The 19,202-nt window shown below is 68.3% G+C and carries 26 protein-coding genes and 1 riboswitch; of the genes, 10 read left to right on the top strand and 16 right to left on the bottom strand.

Annotated features, from left to right (window positions below; all coding sequences use genetic code 11):
- From E3O32_RS00365 to E3O32_RS17120, 4 genes are all read right to left on the bottom strand, one after another.
- On the bottom strand, nt 1–741 hold a 741-nt coding region (locus E3O32_RS00365), incomplete at its 3' end, for an enoyl-CoA hydratase/isomerase family protein (RefSeq protein WP_134505878.1).
- An 80-nt stretch (nt 742–821) separates the two neighbouring features.
- On the bottom strand, nt 822–1,592 hold the full coding sequence (locus E3O32_RS00360; RefSeq protein WP_134505876.1) for a TetR/AcrR family transcriptional regulator: 771 nt from the start codon (nt 1,590–1,592) through the stop codon (nt 822–824).
- Between the two features lie 39 nt (nt 1,593–1,631).
- On the bottom strand, nt 1,632–3,017 hold the full coding sequence (locus E3O32_RS00355; RefSeq protein WP_134505874.1) for an MBL fold metallo-hydrolase RNA specificity domain-containing protein: 1,386 nt from the start codon (nt 3,015–3,017) through the stop codon (nt 1,632–1,634).
- Nucleotides 3,018–3,149: 132 nt separating this feature from the next.
- The gene (locus E3O32_RS17120; protein ID WP_166790736.1) at nt 3,150–3,305 is read right to left on the bottom strand and encodes a hypothetical protein; all 156 of its coding nucleotides are present in this window, start codon (nt 3,303–3,305) and stop codon (nt 3,150–3,152) included.
- Between the two features lie 50 nt (nt 3,306–3,355).
- Between E3O32_RS17120 and E3O32_RS00350 the strand changes: the two genes are divergently transcribed.
- The 5 genes from E3O32_RS00350 to E3O32_RS00330 all read left to right on the top strand — a co-directional run bounded on the left by E3O32_RS00350 (nt 3,356) and on the right by E3O32_RS00330 (nt 9,314).
- Nucleotides 3,356–4,027, top strand: a complete 672-nt coding sequence (locus E3O32_RS00350) for a TetR/AcrR family transcriptional regulator (protein WP_134505872.1) — start codon at nt 3,356–3,358, stop codon at nt 4,025–4,027.
- 179 nt (nt 4,028–4,206) lie between these two features.
- A complete protein-coding gene (locus tag E3O32_RS00345; RefSeq protein ID WP_134505870.1) occupies nt 4,207–5,805 on the top strand; it encodes an APC family permease in 1,599 nt (532 codons plus the stop codon).
- Nucleotides 5,806–5,978: 173 nt separating this feature from the next.
- Nucleotides 5,979–6,051, top strand: a riboswitch (cyclic di-GMP riboswitch).
- Between the two features lie 283 nt (nt 6,052–6,334).
- Nucleotides 6,335–7,825 (top strand): sucrose phosphorylase, encoded by a 1,491-nt coding sequence (gene gtfA, locus E3O32_RS00340; protein WP_134505868.1) that lies wholly within the window; start codon nt 6,335–6,337, stop codon nt 7,823–7,825.
- A gap of 126 nt (nt 7,826–7,951) precedes the next feature.
- Complete coding sequence (locus tag E3O32_RS00335) at nt 7,952–8,308, top strand: hypothetical protein (protein WP_134505867.1); 357 nt, start codon at nt 7,952–7,954, stop codon at nt 8,306–8,308.
- Nucleotides 8,309–8,336: 28 nt separating this feature from the next.
- Nucleotides 8,337–9,314: a magnesium transporter CorA family protein gene (locus E3O32_RS00330; RefSeq protein ID WP_241974420.1), complete on the top strand. Its 978-nt coding sequence runs from the start codon at nt 8,337–8,339 to the stop codon at nt 9,312–9,314.
- Nucleotide 9,315: 1 nt separating this feature from the next.
- On the opposite strand, the gene E3O32_RS00325 is transcribed toward E3O32_RS00330, so the two are convergent.
- The 6 genes from E3O32_RS00325 to E3O32_RS00300 form a co-directional block, all read right to left on the bottom strand.
- The gene (locus E3O32_RS00325) at nt 9,316–9,897 is read right to left on the bottom strand and encodes a hypothetical protein (protein WP_134505863.1); all 582 of its coding nucleotides are present in this window, start codon (nt 9,895–9,897) and stop codon (nt 9,316–9,318) included.
- Nucleotides 9,898–9,962: 65 nt separating this feature from the next.
- Entirely contained in the window at nt 9,963–11,060 is a 1,098-nt protein-coding gene (locus tag E3O32_RS00320; protein WP_198417502.1) for a YihY/virulence factor BrkB family protein, read from the bottom strand.
- Nucleotides 11,061–11,157: 97 nt separating this feature from the next.
- On the bottom strand, nt 11,158–11,364 hold the full coding sequence (locus E3O32_RS00315; protein ID WP_338145170.1) for a CDGSH iron-sulfur domain-containing protein: 207 nt from the start codon (nt 11,362–11,364) through the stop codon (nt 11,158–11,160).
- A 23-nt stretch (nt 11,365–11,387) separates the two neighbouring features.
- On the bottom strand, nt 11,388–12,473 hold the full coding sequence (locus tag E3O32_RS00310) for an iron-containing redox enzyme family protein (RefSeq protein WP_134505859.1): 1,086 nt from the start codon (nt 12,471–12,473) through the stop codon (nt 11,388–11,390).
- Between the two features lie 134 nt (nt 12,474–12,607).
- Nucleotides 12,608–12,781 (bottom strand): CsbD family protein, encoded by a 174-nt coding sequence (locus E3O32_RS00305; protein ID WP_134505858.1) that lies wholly within the window; start codon nt 12,779–12,781, stop codon nt 12,608–12,610.
- A 165-nt stretch (nt 12,782–12,946) separates the two neighbouring features.
- A complete protein-coding gene (locus E3O32_RS00300; RefSeq protein WP_134505856.1) occupies nt 12,947–13,402 on the bottom strand; it encodes an Asp23/Gls24 family envelope stress response protein in 456 nt (151 codons plus the stop codon).
- Between the two features lie 152 nt (nt 13,403–13,554).
- Between E3O32_RS00300 and E3O32_RS00295 the strand changes: the two genes are divergently transcribed.
- Genes E3O32_RS00295 through E3O32_RS00285 form a run of 3 tightly spaced genes read left to right on the top strand, consistent with a single transcriptional unit; the run spans nt 13,555 to nt 15,094 of the window.
- A complete protein-coding gene (locus tag E3O32_RS00295) occupies nt 13,555–14,130 on the top strand; it encodes an RNA polymerase sigma factor (RefSeq protein ID WP_134505887.1) in 576 nt (191 codons plus the stop codon).
- A complete protein-coding gene (locus E3O32_RS00290) occupies nt 14,127–14,768 on the top strand; it encodes an Asp23/Gls24 family envelope stress response protein (protein ID WP_241974418.1) in 642 nt (213 codons plus the stop codon). Before E3O32_RS00295 ends, E3O32_RS00290 begins: the two co-directional genes overlap by 4 nt.
- The gene (locus E3O32_RS00285) at nt 14,765–15,094 is read left to right on the top strand and encodes a hypothetical protein (RefSeq protein ID WP_134505854.1); all 330 of its coding nucleotides are present in this window, start codon (nt 14,765–14,767) and stop codon (nt 15,092–15,094) included. The genes E3O32_RS00290 and E3O32_RS00285 overlap by 4 nt, the downstream gene beginning before the upstream one ends.
- Nucleotides 15,095–15,551: 457 nt before the next feature.
- On the opposite strand, the gene E3O32_RS17115 is transcribed toward E3O32_RS00285, so the two are convergent.
- From E3O32_RS17115 to E3O32_RS00275, 3 genes are read right to left on the bottom strand one after another with little or no spacing between them, the layout of a single operon-like run.
- A complete protein-coding gene (locus E3O32_RS17115) occupies nt 15,552–15,716 on the bottom strand; it encodes a DUF2207 domain-containing protein (RefSeq protein ID WP_166790735.1) in 165 nt (54 codons plus the stop codon).
- 51 nt (nt 15,717–15,767) lie between these two features.
- On the bottom strand, nt 15,768–16,067 hold the full coding sequence (locus E3O32_RS17840) for a CsbD family protein (RefSeq protein WP_420898081.1): 300 nt from the start codon (nt 16,065–16,067) through the stop codon (nt 15,768–15,770).
- Between the two features lie 18 nt (nt 16,068–16,085).
- The gene (locus tag E3O32_RS00275) at nt 16,086–17,240 is read right to left on the bottom strand and encodes a glutamate--cysteine ligase (RefSeq protein WP_134505852.1); all 1,155 of its coding nucleotides are present in this window, start codon (nt 17,238–17,240) and stop codon (nt 16,086–16,088) included.
- 202 nt (nt 17,241–17,442) lie between these two features.
- On the opposite strand from E3O32_RS00275, the gene E3O32_RS17110 reads away from it, so the two are divergent.
- Nucleotides 17,443–17,595, top strand: a complete 153-nt coding sequence (locus tag E3O32_RS17110) for a hypothetical protein (protein WP_166790734.1) — start codon at nt 17,443–17,445, stop codon at nt 17,593–17,595.
- Between the two features lie 50 nt (nt 17,596–17,645).
- On the opposite strand, the gene E3O32_RS17835 is transcribed toward E3O32_RS17110, so the two are convergent.
- Together E3O32_RS17835 and E3O32_RS00265 are read right to left on the bottom strand one after the other, a co-directional pair.
- Complete coding sequence (locus E3O32_RS17835; protein WP_134505850.1) at nt 17,646–17,804, bottom strand: helix-turn-helix domain-containing protein; 159 nt, start codon at nt 17,802–17,804, stop codon at nt 17,646–17,648.
- A gap of 19 nt (nt 17,805–17,823) precedes the next feature.
- Entirely contained in the window at nt 17,824–18,018 is a 195-nt protein-coding gene (locus tag E3O32_RS00265; RefSeq protein ID WP_174776464.1) for a hypothetical protein, read from the bottom strand.
- A gap of 48 nt (nt 18,019–18,066) precedes the next feature.
- Here E3O32_RS00265 and E3O32_RS00260 point away from each other — a divergent pair, with 48 nt between their 5' ends.
- Nucleotides 18,067–18,396, top strand: a complete 330-nt coding sequence (locus tag E3O32_RS00260) for a hypothetical protein (protein ID WP_134505848.1) — start codon at nt 18,067–18,069, stop codon at nt 18,394–18,396.
- A gap of 70 nt (nt 18,397–18,466) precedes the next feature.
- Here E3O32_RS00260 and E3O32_RS00255 read toward each other — a convergent pair whose 3' ends face one another.
- Nucleotides 18,467–19,111 carry a TetR/AcrR family transcriptional regulator gene (locus tag E3O32_RS00255; RefSeq protein ID WP_241974417.1) on the bottom strand — a complete coding sequence of 215 codons (645 nt, stop codon included), beginning with the start codon at nt 19,109–19,111 and terminating at the stop codon, nt 18,467–18,469.
- Between the last annotated feature and the right edge of the window lie 91 nt (nt 19,112–19,202).

Raw genomic sequence — 19,202 nt, 5'->3', positions numbered from 1 at the left:
CGCGGCGCGCAGGGCCTCGGGCTGCCAGGGCGCCTGCGCGGCGGGCCGCGGGGCGGCGGGTGGGCCGGCCGGGGTGTCCGCCGCGTCCGCTTCGGCCATGCCGGCCAGGCGGGCGGCCGCCCAGGCGAGTGAGGCCCCGATGAAGTCGGGGTCGTCGATCACGACGTCGGCGACCCCGCACGCGGCGAGGTCCGCGGCCGCGAGGGAACGACCGAAGAGGGAGCGGGTGACCGCGATCTCCGCTGCTGCCGCGGGGCCGGCCAGGTCGGCGAGCAGGCCGAGCCCGCCCCAGCCGGGCACGAGGCCGAGGCGCACCTCGGGCAGGCCGAGGTTGGTCGCCCGGGCGGTGACCGTGCGGAAGTCGGCGCGGAGGGCCAGCTCGAACGCACCGCCGAGCGCGACGCCGTTGAGGAAGGCGAAGGTGGGCAGCTCGAGCCGGCCGAGCCGGTTGAAGGCCGCGTAGCCGTCGCGGGCGATCTGCTCACCCTCCGTGAGAGAGGAGACAGAACCGAAGGCGGCCAGGTCGGCGCCGGCCCCGAAGACCGTGCCGGTGCCGGTGAAGGCCACCGCGTCGACCGCGGCCAGGTCGATGGCGTCGACGGCGGCGGCGAGCGCGGCCAGGGCTGCCCTCGTCCAGGAGATCAGCCTGCCCGCCGGCGGGGTGAAGACCACCAGGGCGATGGTGCGGCCACCGACGGTCCGGTTCGAGACATCGATCCGTGTGGTCAACACACTGTTCACGGTGCCCCCTTGCGCCGGTCGAAAAGCTGTAGGTACAAGTTGTACCTGACACTCAGTCTCAGGTCAAGTGGAACTCAGTCTCAGAGGGCAGGGGTGCCCGTCGCCGCGCGGAGTCGTTCCTCGACGGCCCTGGCCAGATCGCCGGGGTCCATCGAGGCCGGGAAGACGGCGACGACCAACTCGGGCCCGGCGGCCGGCCCCGCAGGCGCGCGACCGTCCGGGCGGAACATCCGGCGCACCTGCGCGAGTTCGGCGGCCAGCTCGGCGGGCAGGGCGGCGGCGCGGGGGTCATCCGCCGTGGAGCGGATCAGCCGGCGCAGCTCGTAGTTGTGGGTGGCCGTGACCGCGGCCGCGAACCGGATGGCGGCCAGCGCCGGCACCGCCGGGGCGGAAGATCTGAGGTAGCTGGCGAACATCCGTTCGTACCGGATCACCATCACGGTCTCCCGGTCATGCAGTACGGGGGTCTCCCGCACGACCAGGTCCCTGATCCGCACGACCTCCAGACGCTCCCGGAACCGTTCGAAGACCATGGTCGCCGCCTCGCACACGGCCAGCCACGGGTCGGCGTGCGGCAACTCGAAATGGCGCGCGATCTGTTCGAGCAGCTCGTCGTGGTCGGCGAAGATCACGTCGTCCTTCGAGCGGAACTGCCGGAAGAACGTGCTGCGCGAGACCCCGGCCGCCTCGGCGATCTCGGTGGCGCTGGTGGCCTCATAGCCGCGCTCGCGGAACAGCCGCACGGCGACGTCGGCGACCTCGACCCTGGTCAGCGCTCGCTGGCGTGCGGGCGGTGACTCCTCGCGTGCGGATTCACCGCTCGCGGACTCGGTGCTCGGGGGAACGGTCATGGTCTGCCGAAATTATCACGGAATCCCCGGCGGTCGGGCTCAGCGGGGAGCGGCCGGATCGATCCGCTCGAGGTGTTCGGGCACCCGCACGTTCCAGCCGAGTTCGTGCTTGATCCGCAACCGCAGGGTGTCGGAGGATGCCGGCTCGCCGTGGGTGAGGTAGGTCATCGCGGGGGCGGCCGGGGCGGCACGCATCCACTCGATGATCTCGTCGGAGTCGGCGTGGGCGGACAGGCTCCCGATCTCCACGACCTCGGCGGTGATCGGCACGTCCCGGCCGAAGATGCGCAGCGTGTCGTCACCGCGGAGGAGGGCGGCGCCGCGGGTGCCGCCGGCCTGGAAACCGGTGAGGATGATGGCGTTGCGCGGGTCAGATCCGAACGCCAAGAGGTGGTGGAGCACCCGGCCGCCGGTGAGCATCCCGCTGGCGGAGACGATGATCATCGGGCCGCCGCGCAGGTTGAGCAGCTTGGACTCGTCGACGGTCCGCACCATCCGGGCAAGGTCGTACATGCTGCGGTACTCGGCGTCGGTCAGGCGGTGCTCGCCCTGGTGGCGTTGGTAGATCTCGGCGGCGTCGACCGCCATCGGGCTGTTCAGGTAGACCGGGATCGCCGGGATCTCGCCGCGGTCGCGCAACCGGGAGAGGTGCAGCAGCACGGTCTCGGACCGGCCGACCGCGAAGGCGGGGATCACGATGACGCCGCCGCGCCCCGCGACCCGGCGGATCACCTCGCCCAGTTCGGCCTCGGGATCGGCCGGGTCGTGCGTGCGGTCCCCGTAGGTCGACTCCGCCACGAGCACGTCGACGGCCTCCAGCGCACGCGGCGGGTTCATCAACGGGTCGTTTGCCCGGCCGAGGTCGCCGGTGAAGTGCAGGGTCGACTCACCGACCGAGAGCCGGATCTGGGCCGCCCCGAGGATGTGGCCGGCCGGAATGAAGGTGGCCCGGATGCCGCCGCCGAGGTCGATCTCCTGGTCGAAGTTCCGGGGCCGGAACGATTCGAGGCTGGTCACGGCATCCTCCGCCGTGTAGAGAGGACGTGGGTTCTCGTGCCGCGACGACTTGCGCTTGCGGGCGAAGTTCGCCTCCTCCTCGAGGAGGTAGCCGCTGTCGGGCAGCAGCAGCGAACAGAGTTCCGCCGTCCCCTTCGTCGTGTAGACCGGTCCGTCGAAGCCGTCTCGCACGAGCGCGGGGAGGTAGCCGGTGTGGTCGAGGTGCGCGTGCGTGAGCAGCACGGCGTCAAGGGACTCCGGTGCCACCGGGAAGGCGAGCCGGTTGCGGTCGCGCAGCAGCTTGTAACCCTGGAACAGGCCGCAATCGATGAGGATGCGGCGACCGGCCGATTCGACCAGGAACCTCGAGCCGGTGACCGAGTCGGTTGCGCCGAGGAACTGGAGCCGGGAATCTGACCGTGCCGTCATGGTGATCACCCAATAGAGATCGACGAAACTCCGGCACGACTGCACCATCTCGGCCGGTTCGCCCGCCTTCCGGGGAGGCAATCGGCCGAACCACCGGCTCATTCCTCACGGTAATTTTGATGCCGGTCCGTGTCAAGGGTTCGCGGGAACCACGGGCCGCTCCGGCTCCGAGAGGTCGGCGGCGGCGGTCGAGCGCAGCACAGCCTCGACCTGACGCACTGCGGTTTCTGACCGCCGGTCGTGCTCGGCATTGCTCTCTGCGGCATCCGCGAAATGACGACCGGTCATTTCGGATGGTCTACTCTGGCCATCTCACGCTCTTCGAGAGGAGCCGCCGGATGACCGCCGACGCCAGCGCCGCGCCACGCCGCGCCGGGCGCCCCCTGGAGATGGTGTTGTCGCGCACCCGGATCACCGCCGCCGCGCTCGCGCTGATCACGACCGAGGGCTACGGCGGCTTCACCATGTCGAGCCTGGCGAGGACCCTGAAGGTCGCTCCCTCCGCGCTGTACAACCATGTCTCCTCCAAGCAGGAGGTGCTGCAGTGGCTGGAAGACCACGTGATGACCATGGTCGACGTGAGCGGGTTCGGCTCAGAGCCCTGGGATGACGCCATGCGCCGCTGGGCGTGGTCTTACCGGGACGTGTTCGCCCGGCACTCTCCCCTGGTTCCGCTGGTGGCCGTGCTGCCGGTGACGGGCGCCCCGGAGACCCTGAAGATGTACGAGACCGTTGCCGTGGGGCTGGCCGGTGCCGGCGTGCCAGTGGAGACGATCATCCCGGCCATCGTCGCCGTCGAGTCGTTCATCTTCGGCTCCGCCCTCGACGCCAACGCGCCGGCCGACATTTTCGACACCGGCGAGCTGGCCGACTCGAGCCCGACGTTCACCGCGGCCGTCCTCGGCCAGGATCGGAGCACCGGGGAGCGCCCCGCCGACGTGGCCTTCCGGTTCGGGCTCGAGGCGCTGCTCGCGGCTGTCCCTGCCACCAGGCCGGGGCCTGACGCCTGAGGACGGTGCAAACATCCGGAATGTTATCTTTTTCTTTCGGATTCGCTTGCATTCCTCTGCCGCCCGGCTCAAACTAAACGAACCCAATTCATTTAGTCGGCGGCGCGACGCCATCCCTCCCCTCGCGCCCGCCGTCCCCACCCACACATCGTCAGTGAAGACGCATGAAAGGGATCACCATGACCGACCTCTCGACCCGGCCAGCCCCGGCCTCCCCCACCGGCGACCACCAGCCGCACGTGCACAGCAACCAGCTGCACGACGCGGCCGGATCCACCCACGGCATCACCAGGAAGGGCCTCAAGGGCGGCCAGCTCGGCCTCCTCGCCGTCGTCGTCATGGGCGTGTCCTCGGTCGCCCCGGCGTACAGCCTGACCAGTTCCCTCGGCGCCACCGTGAGCGAGGTCGGATTCCAGGTGCCGGCGATCTTCATCGTCGCCTTCATCCCGATGATCCTGGTCGCCCTGGCCTACCGCGAGCTCAACGCCGACTCCCCCGACAGTGGCACGTCGTTCACCTGGACCACCAAGGCGTTCGGACCGTTCGTCGGCTGGATGGGCGGTTGGGGCATGCTCGCCGCCAACATCATCGTGCTCTCCAGCCTGGCCGGCGTCGCGGTCAGTTTCTTCTACGTCTTCCTCGGCGAAGTCTTCGGCAATCCCGGCCTGGCCGCGCTGGCCGACAACACCGCCGTGAACATCGCCACCTGCCTGGCCTTCGTCGCTCTCGCCGTCTGGGTCAGCTACCGCGGCCTGCACGCCACCAAGCTCGTGCAGTACAGCCTCGTCGGCTTCCAGCTGGTGGTCCTGGGCATCTTCACCGTGACGGCCCTCATCGGCGCCGGCTCCGCCGCGTCGACGACGGCGATCCCGTTCGACTGGGCGTGGTTCGACCCGACCAGGGTGGAGAGCTTCAGCCAGTTCGCCGCCGGGATCTCGCTGGCGATCTTCGTGTACTGGGGCTGGGACGTCTGCCTCACCATGAACGAGGAGACCAAGGGCGGCCAGAAGACGGCCGGCAAGGCAGGAACCCTCACCGCCCTCGTGGTGCTCGGCCTCTACCTCGCCCTCATCGTCGCGACCATGATGGTCTCCGGTGTCGGCGTCGACGGCATCGGCCTGAGCAACCCCGACAACCAGGGCAATATCTTCGCCGCCATCGCGTCGCCGATCATGGGACCGCTCGCCGTGCTGATGTCGCTGGCCGTGCTCGCCAGCTCGGCCTCCTCCCTGCAGTCCACGATGACCTCCCCCGCGCGCACGCTGCTGGCGATGGCGCACTACAACGCTCTCCCGCCGAAATTCGCCACCATCAGCAAGCGGTTCGGCTCGCCGGGCTACGCCACGATCGCCGCGGGTGCCATCGCCGGCGGGTTCTACGCGGTCATGACGGTCATCAGCGTCAACGTGCTCAATGACACGATCATGTCGCTGGGCCTGATGATCTGCTTCTACTACGCCCTGACCTCGTTCGCCTGCGTCTGGTATTTCCGGCAGAGCCTGTTCAGCAGCATCCGGAACTTCGTGATGCGCCTGCTCGTGCCGGGGCTCGGCGGGCTGATTCTCACCGTGGTCTTCGTGCAGACCGCGGTGAGCAGCTGGAGCCCCGACTTCGGCAGCGGCTCTGAGCTCTTCGGGATCGGACTCGTCTTCGTGATCGGCGTCGGTCTCCTGCTGCTCGGCGGCGCGGTGATGGGCCTGACCTATTGGCGCCAGCCGAGCTTCTTCCGCGGCGAGACCCTGCGTAAGGACACGCCCGCACTGGTGGTCCCCGAGTAGGGGCAGGCCGTTATCCGCCGCGACATCCACCGCTGACAACCGCCGCTCCGGCCCCGCCGTGCTGGTCGACACCCGACCAGCACGGCGGGGCCCTTGCCGTTCCGCCGCCATCCGGCGATACTGCCTCCGAGGCCTGCTGATCTTCCCATGCCGGCCGGGCGGTTTCTCACCGCCAATCGCACGGGCACACCCGTCGCAAGGCGGGGTCGCAAAGGCACGGGACCCTGGGTCAGCCGGCCTACCGATTGGATAGGACTGGCACAGCATGAGTTTTCCCTTCCCAGAATCCAACGTTCGAAACGGGCGGGCGGCTCCCCCGGTTCAGACGGATCCCTCACACGAGTCCGCCCCGGAGGCCGCCGGCGCCGGGATCTCCTGGTTCGGCTCGTCGCCGGCCGTCGCGGTGCCGCGCAAATTGCGCTGACCTTCCGCGTGCCGTAACTTCTGAACCGGTGCCGCGATTCCTTCACGGGTCGCGGACTGCCGCCGCGTCGCCGACCGGTGTGCCGCCGGAATGCCGGGAGCCAGAATGTCCGCTGTTGAGCTGCTCGTCTACGCCGATCGACTGGGCGGCACCGTCCCCGAGTTGCAGGCCGTGCTCGACGGGCCGCTGCGCGCGTTCTCGAGCGTGCACGTGCTCCCGTTCTACATTCCCTTCGACGGCGCGGATGCCGGGTTCGACCCCGTAGACCACGCGTCTGTCGACCCTCGCCTCGGCACCTGGGACGAGATGCGGTCGCTCGCCCGCACCCGCGGACTCACCGCGGACCTCATCGTCAACCACGTGTCGTCCTCCTCGGCGGAATTCGTCGACTGGCTGGACCGTGGCGACGCCTCGGAATTCGCCGGGATGTTCCTCACCTTCGACACCGTATTCCCGAACGGCGGCACTGAGCGGGAGATCACCGCGTTCTACCGTCCCCGCCCCGGCCTGCCGTTCACGGCCTACCAGGGTGCCGACGGCAGCCGCCACCTCGTCTGGACGACCTTCATGCCCACCCAGGTGGACCTGGACGTGAACCACCCGGCCGCGCGCAGTTACCTGCGGCGGGTGCTCCGCGCCCTCGCCGACGGGGGCGTCAGCACCGTGCGGCTCGACGCGGTCGGCTACGCCGTCAAGACCCCGGGCACCGACAGTTTCATGACGCCGGAGACTCTCGAGTTCACCAAGGTCGTCGTCGCCCTGGCCCACGAGGCCCAGGTCGACGTGCTGGTCGAGGTGCACGCGCACTACAGCCAGCAGCTCGCGATCGCCCCGCTCGTGGACTGGGTCTACGACTTCGCGCTCGCCCCGCTTCTGCTGCACTCCCTCGGCACCGGCACCGTCGACCGCCTCGCGCGCTGGTTCGAGATCCGGCCGGAGAACGCCATCACCGTGCTCGACACCCACGACGGCATCGGAATCATCGACGCCGGCCCGAACGGGGACCGTCCCGGGTTGATCAGCCAGGACGAGATGGCCGCCATCTTCGCCCGCGCCGCCGTGGCCACGCACGGCCACTCCTCGATCGCCTCCGTGGTGCCGGAGTGGTTCACCCTCCCGCACCAGATCAACGCGACCTTCTTCAGCACGCTCGCCGGCGAGACGGCGCCCTACCTCCTCGCCCGCGCCGTGCAGCACTTCCTTCCCGGCCGCCCGCAGGTCTACTACGTCGGCCTGCTCGGCGGACTCGACGACACCAGCCTCTTCGCCGAGACCGGGAACGGCCGCGACGTGAACCGGCACCGTTACCCGGCCGACGAGGTCAGCCAGGCCCTGGGCACCGAGGTCACCCAGGCCCAGCTCGGGCTCGCCCGGCTGCGCACCGGGCATCCGGCGTTCGACGGCGAATTCAGCTGGGCGACCCCCGTCGAGGACCAACTGCGGCTGCTCTGGTCGAACGGGGACGCCCGCGCGGAACTGACCGTGCGCACCACGCTCGGTGCGCCGAGCTTCCGGATCGAGCTGGCGGATGCCGGCCGCGAACAGGTGATCGACACCCCCGCCGGCCTCGCCTACTGGGAACGAATCGGCCTGTGACCTGAGCATTCCCCGCTTTCGGGTGTCCTCATTCCTGCCGACAGCGGAATCGGTGCGGCCGCGCTACGTTGGCCGCATCGACCTGGGTTTGATCCATCGAAGACGGTCGCGGGGGAAGGCAATTCCATGAAGAGAGTCTCGTACTGCGGAAAATCGTTCCTCACCACCGACGGCGCAGCGGACGCGCTGCTGCAACTGGCGGTGGCCCTGCCGGTCTGCAACAGCTCCGAGCTCCTGGAGCTGCCGGCGCTCACCGACGACGGCCACACCATGCTGGTGCAACTGGTCGTCGGCCCGACCAGTGAATTCCTCAGCGTGCCGGAGAAGACCCGGGCCAAGGATCCGGACACCGCCGACGCCGTCGCCTACCTGCGCGAGCGCACCCGGGTGCTGACCACCCGCGCCGAACCGGCCTACGCATACGCCTATGCCGACGCCGGCACACAGTCCAATAACGGCTGGGACGACCTGTACGGGCTCTGAGCCGGGCGATAGCTGGTTGACTGAGGAGGTGCAGACACCTCGAACCCGCTGTTACCGTGATGGCCTCCTCGTCGGTGAGGACTTTTCGCTCGCCGACGTGTCCGAGCACCTCGAGGCAGCCGACTCGGTGGTGTGGGTCGACCTTGACGATCCGGGCGAGGACGAGCTCGCCCTCCTCGCAGAGGAGCTGGGGCTGCACGAACTCGCGGTCGAAGACGCGCTCAGCCTCGGCCAGCGACCCAAGCTCGACCGCTATCCCGACCACCTCTTCCTCTCCGCCTACTCCGCCGCCCTCGACCCGGCCACCTCGCGGGTGACCACGCACGAGATCGCAGCGTTCATCACCGACCGCGCCCTCGTGACCGTGCACCGGAACGGCCGGTTCGGCGTGGACGCGGTCGTCGCCCGGTGGGACTCCTCCCCCGACCTCGCGAAGAACGGGGTCGCGTTCCTGGTGCACGGGCTGCTCGACTACCTCGTCGACGGCTACTTCGAGGCGGTCGAGGCCCTCGACGACGAGATCGAGGAGCTGGAGAGCCAGCTTTTCGTTCCCACCGCCGACCAGGAGCAGGTGCAGCGGCGTTCCTTCGAGCTCCGCAAGAGCCTGGTCACCCTGCGCCGGGTGATCCTGCCGATGCGCGAGGTCGTCAACACGCTGCTCCGCCGCGACCTGCACCTGCTCGGTGACGAGATGGGGCCGTACTTCCAGGACGTCTACGACCATGTGCTGCGGGCGATGGAATGGACCGAGAGCCTGCGGGACCTGGCCACCAGCATCCTCGAGGCCAATCTCGCGATCCAGGGGAACCGGCTCAACGTGATCACGAAGAAGGTGACCGGGTATGCGGCCATCATCGCCGTGCCGACGGCGATCACCGGGTTCTACGGCCAGAACGTGCCCTACCCGGGGTTCAGCCAGGAGTTCGGCTACTACAGTTCGCTCGGCCTGATCGTGGGGCTGTCGGCGCTGCTCTACGTGCTGTTCAAGCGCAACGACTGGATCTGATTCACGGCACCCAGTAGCCGGTCTTGCCGAGCAGCTGTGTCTCCCGGTCGGCGTCCGGCGGCACGTCCACCTCAGGCCCGAAGACGCCCATCTCCCGCCAGCCGGGGATCTGCGGCCCGATCTGCTCCCACAGGTTCTCGACCAGGGGCGCGGGCATCGCGAAGCCCAGCCCGATCAGCTTCGCGATCGACCAGGCCTGGAAGGCACGGTAGATGCTCACGTGCTGCAGGTACTCGGCGAGGGGGAAGTCGCCGTAGCTCAGGTGCACGGTCTTCTCCGGGTCGAGCTCGGCGGTGACACTCGCGGTGGCGAGGTCGTTGAGCCGGTCGTAGGCTCCGATCGGGTCGTCGCCGAGCAGGTCGCCGGCGTAGTCGTCGCCGACCTCGGCGATGGTGCGCCCGGCCAGCACGGCGGGCAACCAGGCCTCGTCGCGGGCGTGGTCCGCGAGGATGTCGCGCAGGGTGGGGTTGGGCGTGCGGGACCAGTCGCCGGGCGCCGGGAGGTGCAGTTGCGCGGGGGTGATCCGGTCGATGACGGAGCGCAACGCGGCATCCGACTGGAGGAAGAGCTCTCTCTGCTTCATCCCGGCACGCTAGCACCTCGCTTCGCCGGGCGGAACAGAGTCAGGCAGACCCGGCCTCCCGAGGGCTAGGGCTGTTTCGCCGGGCGGCCCCGGCGGTGGGCGTCCCGGATCCGGCGACCGGCCTCGACGGCCTTCCGTTCCTTCGCGGCCGCCTTGTCGCTGGTGCGGGTGTCCCGCGGGGGCAGCTGGATGGTCTCTTCGGCGGCGATTCCGGCCTGAAGCTCGCGGCCTCGTTCGAGTTCGGCGTCGAATTCCGCCCCGAACAGCAGCCCAAGGTTGGCCAGCCAGAGCCAGAGCAGGAACACCACGATGCCGGCCAGGGACCCGTAGGTCTTCGCATAGTCCGCGAAGGTGGTCAGGTAGAACCCGAACGCGGCGGACGCCGCAACGATCACGAGCAGGGCCAGCACCGCGCCCAGGCTCAGCCAGCGGAACCGGGGCTGCCGGGCGTTCGGGGTGGCGTAATAGAGGATGGCGATCAACAGTACGACGGCGGCCGCGAGGAGCGGCCATTTGAGAACGGACCAGACCACCCGGGCGGTCTCGCCGATGCCGAGGGCGTTGCCGACGGCGTCCGTCACCGGGCCGGAGAGCACGAGAACGATCGCGGCCACGAGGATGAGCAGGATGGCGGTCACGGTCACGAGCAGCTGCACCGGCTTGAGCTTCCAGAACGGCCGGCCCTCGTCGACCTCGTAGATGCGGTTCATCGCCCGGCCGAACGCGCCCACGTAACCGGATGCCGACCAGACCGCCACCGCGATGCCCGCCACGAGCGCGAACCCGGCCGCCGGCGACGTGCTGAACTGCTCGATCGGGCCGCGGATCACCTGAAGCGCCTCCGCGGGGGCGACGGAGCCGAGGATCGACAGCAGGGTGTCGGCCGACCGTTTGCCCTGGCCGACGACGCCGAGCAGGGACACGAGCGCGATCAGGGCCGGGAACAGCGACAGCACCGCGTAGTAGGTGAGCGCGGCGGCAAGGTCGGTGCACTGGTCCCTGCCGAACTCGCTCACCGTGCGGCGCAGCGCGTAGAGCCAGGCCCGTTTCGAGACGTCGGCCGGGGAGGCCGGCTTGCGCGGGTCGTCGGGGGCCGGGGCTTCCGGCTCGCGCCCGGGTGGAGATTCGGCCGCGCGGCGGCGGACTTTGGCAAGCAATCTCATGGGTTCTCCAGTGCTTCGGAAGGGGTGGGGGCCGCAGTTCGCCCCATTCGATGGCGGCCCCCGGTCGTTCGGCGACTCGGTGTGCGAGCGCCTGGTCTCAGCTGCCGGGCCCGGCAGGGTCGTTCGGCGCGGTCGTGAAGCCGACGAGCTTGTGCGTGCCGTCGCAGAACGGCTTGATCATGGATACGCCGCAGCGGCAGAGCGCCACGGTGCGCCGAGTGCGGGGAACGGGGCCGCCGGGGGCCATGATCTCGACGTCTCCGCGCACGAGCAGCGGCCCGTCGGGGCAGGCCGTGATCGTCACGGGAGGATGCGACGCCGCGGGGGTCACGAGGCCACCGCAGTCCCGGCCAGGGGCCGCGCGACCGACTCGGGGAGCGGGCTCCGGAGCGAACTGTGCCCGGCCTGCCAGCTCGCCAGCAGGCGCTCGGCGACCCAGCCGTCCATGGCCAGGCAGGCGGCGGCGCCGAACATGATGTCGGGGAGCGTGAGCGGGTCGTCCTCGGCGAGCGCCCCGGCAAGGTCACGGGCGGCGATCTGCTCGTGCACGGCATCCGCTTCGATGTGCTCGTCGAAGTAGCGGGTGATGGTTTCGCTGAAGCCCAGGCGGCGGAAGCCGTCACCGTAGAGCCGGCTCGGGATCGCCGACGTCATCTCGAAGGCGGCGAGGTGGCCGACGATGGCGCCGCGCAGGCGCCGGTTGAGTCCGAACAGGCTCATCATGTTGAACGAGGCGAGCACGAGTGCCGGAACCTGGTCGACGTAACCGCCGAAGCGGGTGTCGAGGCCCAGCCCGTGCATGGTGTCGGCGAACAGGCTCGAGTGCATGCGTTCAGGGCGTCCGCCGCCGTACTCGTCGGCCTGGATCTCGATCAGGGCCGCCTTGGCGCGCCCGGTCAGCCGTGGGATGGCCCACGAGTGCGGGTCGGCTTCTTTGAGGGTGTAGATCGACCGGTGCACGATGAATTCGACCGCCTGTTCCGCGGTCGCCTTGCGGGCCAGGTACCGGGACAGACTGGGACCCTGGTCTTCGATGGTGAGTGTGAAGAGGGCTCGGGCGACGGCGTCCTGGTTCGAGTCCGGGAGGGGGGGTTGGGGCACGGTCGCCCGCAGCGTGCTTTCGAGGGCCTGTTCGATGGCCATCCGGGCGACGATGGTCGTGGGGTGCCATTCCCAGGCCGCGTCCGACTGCACGACGTCGCCGTAGTGCAGGCCGTAGAGCAGAAAAAGGGTGAGTTGGAGATCGTCGTCGTTGACGATGTCGCTGCACCGCGCGAGCGCTTCTGCAGTGGCAACGATGAACCCGCCGAGGCTGGAGCCGGAGTCGTTCGCGGGCAGCGAGAGCGCGGTCAGGAGCTGGGAGCTGAGTGGTCCCCGCGCCTGGAACGGCGCGATCGAGAAGGAGAGTTGCATAAGGTCACGATCCTGGGTGAGGTTGCGTTGAACGGGGTCGGGACGCCCGAGAACGGGTTCGGGCCGAGCGCGATCCCCGGAAGAGATGGGATGCGTGCCGCAGGCCTGGTGGCCCGCGGCACGCTCCCGAACCGTCATTTCTTAAAGACGTCCTTGATGTTCTCGCCGGCCTTCTTCGCGCTGGCTGAGGCCTGCTCGCCCTTGCCCTCCGCGACTTTGGAGTCGTCGTTCGTTGCCCTGCCGACGGCCTCGGTGACCCTCCCCTTGAGGTCCTCTGCGGCGTTGCTGGCCTTGTCGGATGCGCTCATGCTGGTCTCACTTTCGTTCGGTGTTTCGTGGGGGAAGCTCGGCGCGGGTGCGCCAGGCGAAAGTCAGTGGTTGTGGATGCGTGTCCGGAGCGTCAGGCTCGTTCGTCCCGGCGAGGAGCTCGTCAAAAGTCTCCGTCGGCTCAGCCCGCGACGCCGGAAGGTGACTCATGACCGGTCCACCGAACGTTCGGAGTGCTCCGGGACGTCCTCGTCGTCGGCGTCCGGCAGGTGCAGGTCGGCGAAGGTCACGTTGACCTCGGTCACCTGGAACCCCACCAGCCCTTCGACTGCCGCGATCACCGCGGAGCGGACATCGGCGGCCACCTGCGGGAGCGGCACCGGATAGGCGGCGACGAGCGAGATGTCAACGCCCACCCGGTCGTCCTCGATGCGGACGGAGACGCCCACGCTCTCCTCACCGGCTATGGCTTCACGAATGGCCCCGAGGGCCCGCTGTCCTCCCGTGCCGAGCGCATGTACTCCCGCGACGTCGCGGGCGGCAACGTCGATGACCTTGACCACCACACTGTCGTCGATGATGGTGCGGCCTGGTCGTGTCGCCGACGCGGGCTCGGCCGCCGAAGCGCCGGCCGGCGGCGAAGTGGTACTGCTCAGATTCATAGGAGACTTCAATCGTTATGGCCCACAGTCGTGCGAGACCAGGGCCTGGGTTCGATTCGTTCATTCACGTCTAAGACGCAAGCCGTGACATATTTGTCACAGGATTCTGCGAAAATCTCGGGATACGAAGTGACTTCAGGAGAGAGGTGGCAATGCCGGCGACGCTGAGAGAGCAGGTCCCCTCCGCACTCGACACGGCCTCCGATCTGACCCTGGCCGACCGCGCGGCTGACGGGGACGTGCGGGCGTTCGAGGTGATCGTGCGCCGATACGGACCACTCATGCGGGTGTACGCCTCACGGGTGCTGGGGTCGAACGACGAAATGGACGACGTCGTGCAGGAGTCGTTCATCACGGCCTGGCAGCAGCTCTCCACCCTCGAAGACGGCGGCGCCGTCAAGAGCTGGCTGATGCGCATCGTGAGCCGAAAAAGCATCGACCGGTTGCGAGCGAGACGCCATCACGCCAACATCGATCTCACCGAACCAACCGCACCCGAGCACCAGTCTCCGCATAGACTGGCCGAAGCGGAGTCCCAAACCGAAGCACTCTCACGCGTTCTGGCCGAACTGCCGGAGGACCAGCGACGGTGCTGGACGCTCCGAGAACTCGCCGATTACAGCTACGGTGAGATCGCCGAAGAGTTGGAGCTGCCGGTTTCAACTGTTCGTGGCCTGCTCGCTCGAGCACGCAAAACTCTGCTCCGGGAAATGGAGGAATGGCGATGACCTCACCAGACGAGCCGTTCCTGACCTTCGACCTGGACACCGCCGACCGTGAGGCGGCCCACCTGGCCGGCCACACGATCGAGGAACTGAGTGACTACCTCGACCGGGATCGTGCCCCCGCTGATCCGTCCATCGACGATTCGCCGGAGTGCCAGATCGCCCTGCGCAGTTTGCAACGCCTCCACGGCGTGCAGCGTTCCCTGCTCTCCAGCGACGTCGAGCGCGAGTCGGCCCGCAGCGACGGCTGGGTCAGGTCGATCCTGCAGAACATCAACCTGGAGGCCCGCTCGGGCCGCGACATCCCCATCGAGCATTCGTCACCGACCGCGAAGCTCGTGGTCACCGAGGGCGCGGTCCGCGGAATCCTGCGGGCGACGGGCGACGAGACCCCGAACATCATCGTCGGCCGCTGTCGCCTCGACGGTGACGTGACCGTGCCGGGCACCCCGATCACGATCCGGATCGACGCCGCCGTGTACCAGGGCGAGCCCATCCCGGCCAAGGCCCAGGCCCTGCGCCAGGCCCTCTACGCGGCCCTCGGCCAGCACACGGACCTGACCATCGCCGCGATCGACATCACCATCCGCGACCTGTACCTCAGGCCGGCCACTCCCCCGAGCGAAACCGAGCAGCGATGAGCGACGTTCTCCCCCAGGCCGACCGTCTCGACGAGGCCGTGCTCGCCGTGCCCGGAGTCGACACCCTGTTCCCGGCCACTCCGCTCATCGCCACCGTGATCACGACCGCAGTGGATGCACTCACCCGCCGCGCGCCGTCGGCCAACTCGGTCCTGGTCGCCCACGAGACGGCCGGCCTCTCAGTGGCCGTGAAGATCGGCGTCACCGACGGCTACCCGGCGACCGAGGTCTGCCGCCGGGTGCACGACGCCATCGTGGAACACCTGCGCGAATATGAGGAGCAGGAGATCGCGGAGGTCGCGGTGACGGTGGCCCGGATCGGCTGAGCCGACCTTTCGTCGGCAGGAACGCGGAGCCGCGCGGTGGCCACGTGTGCCTTGCGCGAGCCAAGGGTTGCCTGTGGCGCCCGTCGAGATCGACCTTTCCGGGGTGGTGGTTTCGAGTCTCGGCGGGTTAACCCGTCGACGTCACTCGCCCTGGCTGGGCACTCATTCGGCGGTGTTGTCGGCTACTGCCGGCAGGTCCGCCTGCTCCATGTTTTCGATGTGAGTCAGGGACGGGTACGGACCTACTTCGGTTTCGCCCTCTACTGACATATCTCCAACCGGGGTGTCCGCGTCCGGCTCTCCTGGCTTCGCGGACTGAGACGCCCCGCTTTCGCCAGATGCCGGTGTCGCTGTCTCTTCGTTCATGGTGGACCTCCGCACGTCTATTCGCGAACGCTTCGCTGCTGGTGAGAATATGCCTGTGATCAGCGCACGACCAGTGCACGACTCAGGGGTGTCATGCGCCTCGGCGACCCGACATCGAACGCACCAGGAATGCAATCACCGCGATCACCAGGAGGATCACACCGACCCACAATAGGAAATTGAGCGACTGGACAAAACCGCCCGTCAGCAAGAGGACGACCGCCATGATGGCCACGACGATGAGCAGCATGTTCATGGTGTTCCTTTCCATTGTTCCCGGAATTCCCCGGACAACCGGGGACGTTCGCTATTTCTTGAACACGTCTTTCACATGTTCGCCGGCCTGCTTCAGACTCGCCTTGGCCTGATCGGTCTTGCCTTCAGTCTCGAGCGACTTGTCCCCCGCGATCTTGCCTGCGCTCTCCTTGAGCTTTCCCGCGGCCTTTTCAGCCGCGTTCCTGATCTTGTCGGCCTCACTCATTGTTCCCACCTCACGTCGGTCGAAGATAGTGAGGCTGCGCCGGCTGATCGCATCTTCAGCATTCCGGACCAGCCTCTTTCCGATGACGATACTCTCGCGCCAGGGCCGCAACAATGAGCTGGACACATGCACCACTTTCGTGACTCACTCCGTGCTGAGGAACCCGCCACCGGCGGCGCTCCTGCCAGGCGACTGCGAGCAACAGCTTGAACGGATGGCATCGGTGACCACGGCGGATAGCTCTCCTGTGCGAGCGAGCATGGCGCGTTGCCTGCCTTCCCCGGTTCCCCGCCGCATAATGGCGGTCAGCCCGGATCGCACGCAGGCGAGGTCACCGGAATCGGCCAGGGCGGCGCGGACGTAGCTGAGAAGTGCTTCGACAACCTCCGGCGCCGGTTGCGGCCGGTTGTCCACGGGGTGCAGGAGATCACCGTTCATTCCAGACCGGCTGGCCCGCCAGAGGGCCAGGCGAAGCAACGAGGCCGGGACCGGGCGCGGTGGGATGCCGCGCCTCCATTCTCTTACGGCCGTCTCCACCAGCGCACGGACCAGCCCCGCGATGAGGACGGCATCCTCGGCGTACAGGCAGACATCGCTCACGCGAACCTCCACAGTGGGGTACTTCCGGGACAGCCGGGCGTCAAAGTAGACCATCCCTTCGTCCAGCAGAACGCCGGACGCGATATACCCGGCGATCAAGGCGTGGTAACCGGCCGCCGAGCCGAACAGCTCAACCGGCCCAGCGGTCGGCCACCGGCCCCAAGCCTGCGTCCGGTAGCTGGCGTACCCCGTGTCATCACCGTTCCAGTACGGCGAATTCGCGCTCAGGGCGGCCAGCGCCGGAAACCAGATGCGGATCCGGTCCAGGACCGCTACACCTTCCTCGTCCGAATCGACGGAAACGTGCACGTGCAGCCCGCAGGTCAACTGGTCCCTGGCCGTGACGCCGAAGCTGTCCATGATGGCCGCATACCGAGGAACAGGAGTCGTGTGAGGGGCCGTCGCCACCGGGGACGTGGCCAGGGCGGCGACCCGGGCCCCTACGGCCCGCGCAGCGGCGTCGGCCGTGTCGCGCCCCCGGAGAATTTCCTCGAACAGGCCATCAAGGCTTGAGCACGGGCTGGTCTGAACCTCTATCTGCTCCTGTTTGAATTCCAGCGCGAGGACGGCGCCGCCGACCGCCGACAAGACACCAGCCGCGGTCCCGCTGGAGGCCAGGAGCTCGCTGGCCAGAGGCAGCGGCCGACCGTCGGCAGGGTCGACGATGAGCAGTTCCTCCTCGACCCCGAACGTGCGCATGCCGTCATTGTGGACCAGCGACAGCCATTCTGTGCGAACGCTCGCGCCCGGACCGCGCCCAGGAATCGAAGGAGGACCACTCCAGCGCTACTATGACGGGAAACACACCCGCAGTGGCAGATGAGCGACGAGAGTCGGAATTGGCAGGCGCAAAATGAGCAGGCGCGGAATAGGCAGTCGCGGAATAGGTCTGATCGGGATCGTGTATCTGGTGATCGGGGTAGTGGTCGCTGCCACCCAGGGCTATTTGGTGGCATGGAATGTTCCCGGCAACATTCTGGAGGGTCTGGCGGCGATTGTGCTCTGGCCTCTCGTCGCCCTCTTCGGTGTCGATCTGCACAACTTGATCGCGTAGGTAACCGGCACATAACTGCACGGGCCGGAAGCCCCTGGCACGGATGAGGGTCAGGCGGGCCCGAAGCGATCTCGATGGTTGCCGGGGGTGGTGTTGAGGCGACGCCGGAACGCTCGATTCATGGTTTCAGGGGTTCCGAATCCGCATGCTCGCGCGATCTCCCCCACTGCCAGCCCGGTCGTCTCGAGGAGGCTGAACGCTGCCTCCATCCGCACCGCTTCCCCCCGGTCAGCACGCGTCTTCCTCTGCGTTCAGGTCGCGGCCCCGGGCTTCGGGCGCGAAGTAGCCGCTGACCAAGCTGATTGCGGCGTAGGCCATGATGATTGCGGCCACGGGAACCCAGCTGGGCCCCGTGGCGACAACGACGGCCGCCGCGATGATCGGCCCCAATCCGCCCGACAGCACGGATCCCACTTCCTTCACGGTGGTCAACCTCAGGCCGGCCACTCCCCCGAGCGAAACCGAGCAGCGATGAGCGACGTTCTCCCCCAGGCCGACCGTCTCGACGAGGCCGTGCTCGCCGTGCCCGGAGTCGACACCCTGTTCCCGGCCGCTCCGCTCATCGCCACCGTGATCACGACCGCAGTGGATGCCCTCACCCGCCGCCCGCCGTCGGCCAACTCGGTCCTGGTCGCCCACGAGACGGCCGGCCTCTCCGTGGCCGTGAAGATCGGCGTCACCGACGGCTACCCGGCGACCGAGGTCTGCCGCCGGGTGCACGACGCCATCGTGGAACACCTGCGCGAATATGAGAAGCAGGAGATCGCGGAGGTCGCGGTGACGGTGGCCCGGATCGGTTGAGCGGAGCCGGCCGTGCCTCAGGGGCCCGATCCTGCGTTTCCGGGTGAAGACCGCGGTTTCGAAGCTCCCGTCACATCGGGGCGAGCACGCCGTACAGCAGCACGTCGACGTGCGAGCGCAGGGTCTCCGTCAGCGTCCGGGGGTCCCCGCGACCGATGTTGACGCGGATCAGCTCCATGTGCAGGGTGGAAAACGTGGTTCGCGCCGCACCTGTGAGGTCAACCCCCGGCCTGACCCGGTGCGTGCCGGTGAACCTCTCCAGGATGTCCCCGATCGCGTTCTCGAGCTCGGAGATCCGGGCGAGCGCCTCGGTGCGGTACTGCCCCTGCTCGGTGCCGAAGAGGATCTCCCGCTGATACACGGCGGTGTTCTCCGGGCAGGCCGGCGGCAGGTGGATCTGGGGTGCCAGGAGTGCCATGATCGCCTCGGTCGGTGACGTGCCGGACGCGGCGGCGGCGATACCCTCGCGGGTGTCGAGCCGCATCTTCTCGTTCATGACCATCATCAGCAGTTCCGCCTTGGAGTCGGCGTAGCGGAACAGCGTGCCCGTTCCGACGTCCGCCCGGTCCGCGATCATCTGCGTGGTCACGGCCGAGTAGCCCAGCCTCGTGAACAGCTCTTCGGCGGCCGCAAAGATCCGTTCCTGCTTGTCGGCCTTGTTGCGCGCACGCCGGCCGACGGTGGCCAGCATCTGCGGGGCCTGCGTGGGTGTCACGAGTGGCAATCCTTCCGAACGGGGTGGCGAGGCTCGTGTTCGAACGCTTTCGACCCGACTTGCACCAAATCTAACATACAGACTACGCTCC

The sequence above is a fragment of the Cryobacterium mannosilyticum genome (assembly GCF_004402705.1).
Classification (GTDB): domain Bacteria; phylum Actinomycetota; class Actinomycetes; order Actinomycetales; family Microbacteriaceae; genus Cryobacterium; species Cryobacterium mannosilyticum.
This window is presented reverse-complemented; position numbering and strand designations above follow the sequence as displayed.

Excerpts from the sequence above, each read along its gene's own strand:
- E3O32_RS00290 (WP_241974418.1), top strand. The coding sequence starts at position 14,127 with ATGACCTCACCAGACGAGCCGTTCCTGACCTTCGACCTGGACACCGCC.
- E3O32_RS00355 (WP_134505874.1), bottom strand. The coding sequence starts at position 3,017 with ATGACGGCACGGTCAGATTCCCGGCTCCAGTTCCTCGGCGCAACCGAC.
- E3O32_RS00320 (WP_198417502.1), bottom strand. The coding sequence starts at position 11,060 with ATGAGATTGCTTGCCAAAGTCCGCCGCCGCGCGGCCGAATCTCCACCC.
- E3O32_RS17115 (WP_166790735.1), bottom strand. The coding sequence starts at position 15,716 with ATGAACATGCTGCTCATCGTCGTGGCCATCATGGCGGTCGTCCTCTTG.
- E3O32_RS00275 (WP_134505852.1), bottom strand. The coding sequence starts at position 17,240 with ATGCGCACGTTCGGGGTCGAGGAGGAACTGCTCATCGTCGACCCTGCC.
- E3O32_RS00305 (WP_134505858.1), bottom strand. The coding sequence starts at position 12,781 with ATGAGCGCATCCGACAAGGCCAGCAACGCCGCAGAGGACCTCAAGGGG.
- gtfA (WP_134505868.1), top strand. The coding sequence starts at position 6,335 with ATGTCCGCTGTTGAGCTGCTCGTCTACGCCGATCGACTGGGCGGCACC.
- E3O32_RS00360 (WP_134505876.1), bottom strand. The coding sequence starts at position 1,592 with ATGACCGTTCCCCCGAGCACCGAGTCCGCGAGCGGTGAATCCGCACGC.
- E3O32_RS17835 (WP_134505850.1), bottom strand. The coding sequence starts at position 17,804 with ATGGAGGCAGCGTTCAGCCTCCTCGAGACGACCGGGCTGGCAGTGGGG.
- E3O32_RS00345 (WP_134505870.1), top strand. The coding sequence starts at position 4,207 with ATGACCGACCTCTCGACCCGGCCAGCCCCGGCCTCCCCCACCGGCGAC.
- E3O32_RS17120 (WP_166790736.1), bottom strand. The coding sequence starts at position 3,305 with ATGACCGGTCGTCATTTCGCGGATGCCGCAGAGAGCAATGCCGAGCAC.
- E3O32_RS00310 (WP_134505859.1), bottom strand. The coding sequence starts at position 12,473 with ATGCAACTCTCCTTCTCGATCGCGCCGTTCCAGGCGCGGGGACCACTC.
- E3O32_RS00335 (WP_134505867.1), top strand. The coding sequence starts at position 7,952 with ATGAAGAGAGTCTCGTACTGCGGAAAATCGTTCCTCACCACCGACGGC.
- E3O32_RS00300 (WP_134505856.1), bottom strand. The coding sequence starts at position 13,402 with ATGAATCTGAGCAGTACCACTTCGCCGCCGGCCGGCGCTTCGGCGGCC.
- E3O32_RS00325 (WP_134505863.1), bottom strand. The coding sequence starts at position 9,897 with ATGAAGCAGAGAGAGCTCTTCCTCCAGTCGGATGCCGCGTTGCGCTCC.
- E3O32_RS00350 (WP_134505872.1), top strand. The coding sequence starts at position 3,356 with ATGACCGCCGACGCCAGCGCCGCGCCACGCCGCGCCGGGCGCCCCCTG.
- E3O32_RS00285 (WP_134505854.1), top strand. The coding sequence starts at position 14,765 with ATGAGCGACGTTCTCCCCCAGGCCGACCGTCTCGACGAGGCCGTGCTC.
- E3O32_RS00260 (WP_134505848.1), top strand. The coding sequence starts at position 18,067 with ATGAGCGACGTTCTCCCCCAGGCCGACCGTCTCGACGAGGCCGTGCTC.
- E3O32_RS00295 (WP_134505887.1), top strand. The coding sequence starts at position 13,555 with ATGCCGGCGACGCTGAGAGAGCAGGTCCCCTCCGCACTCGACACGGCC.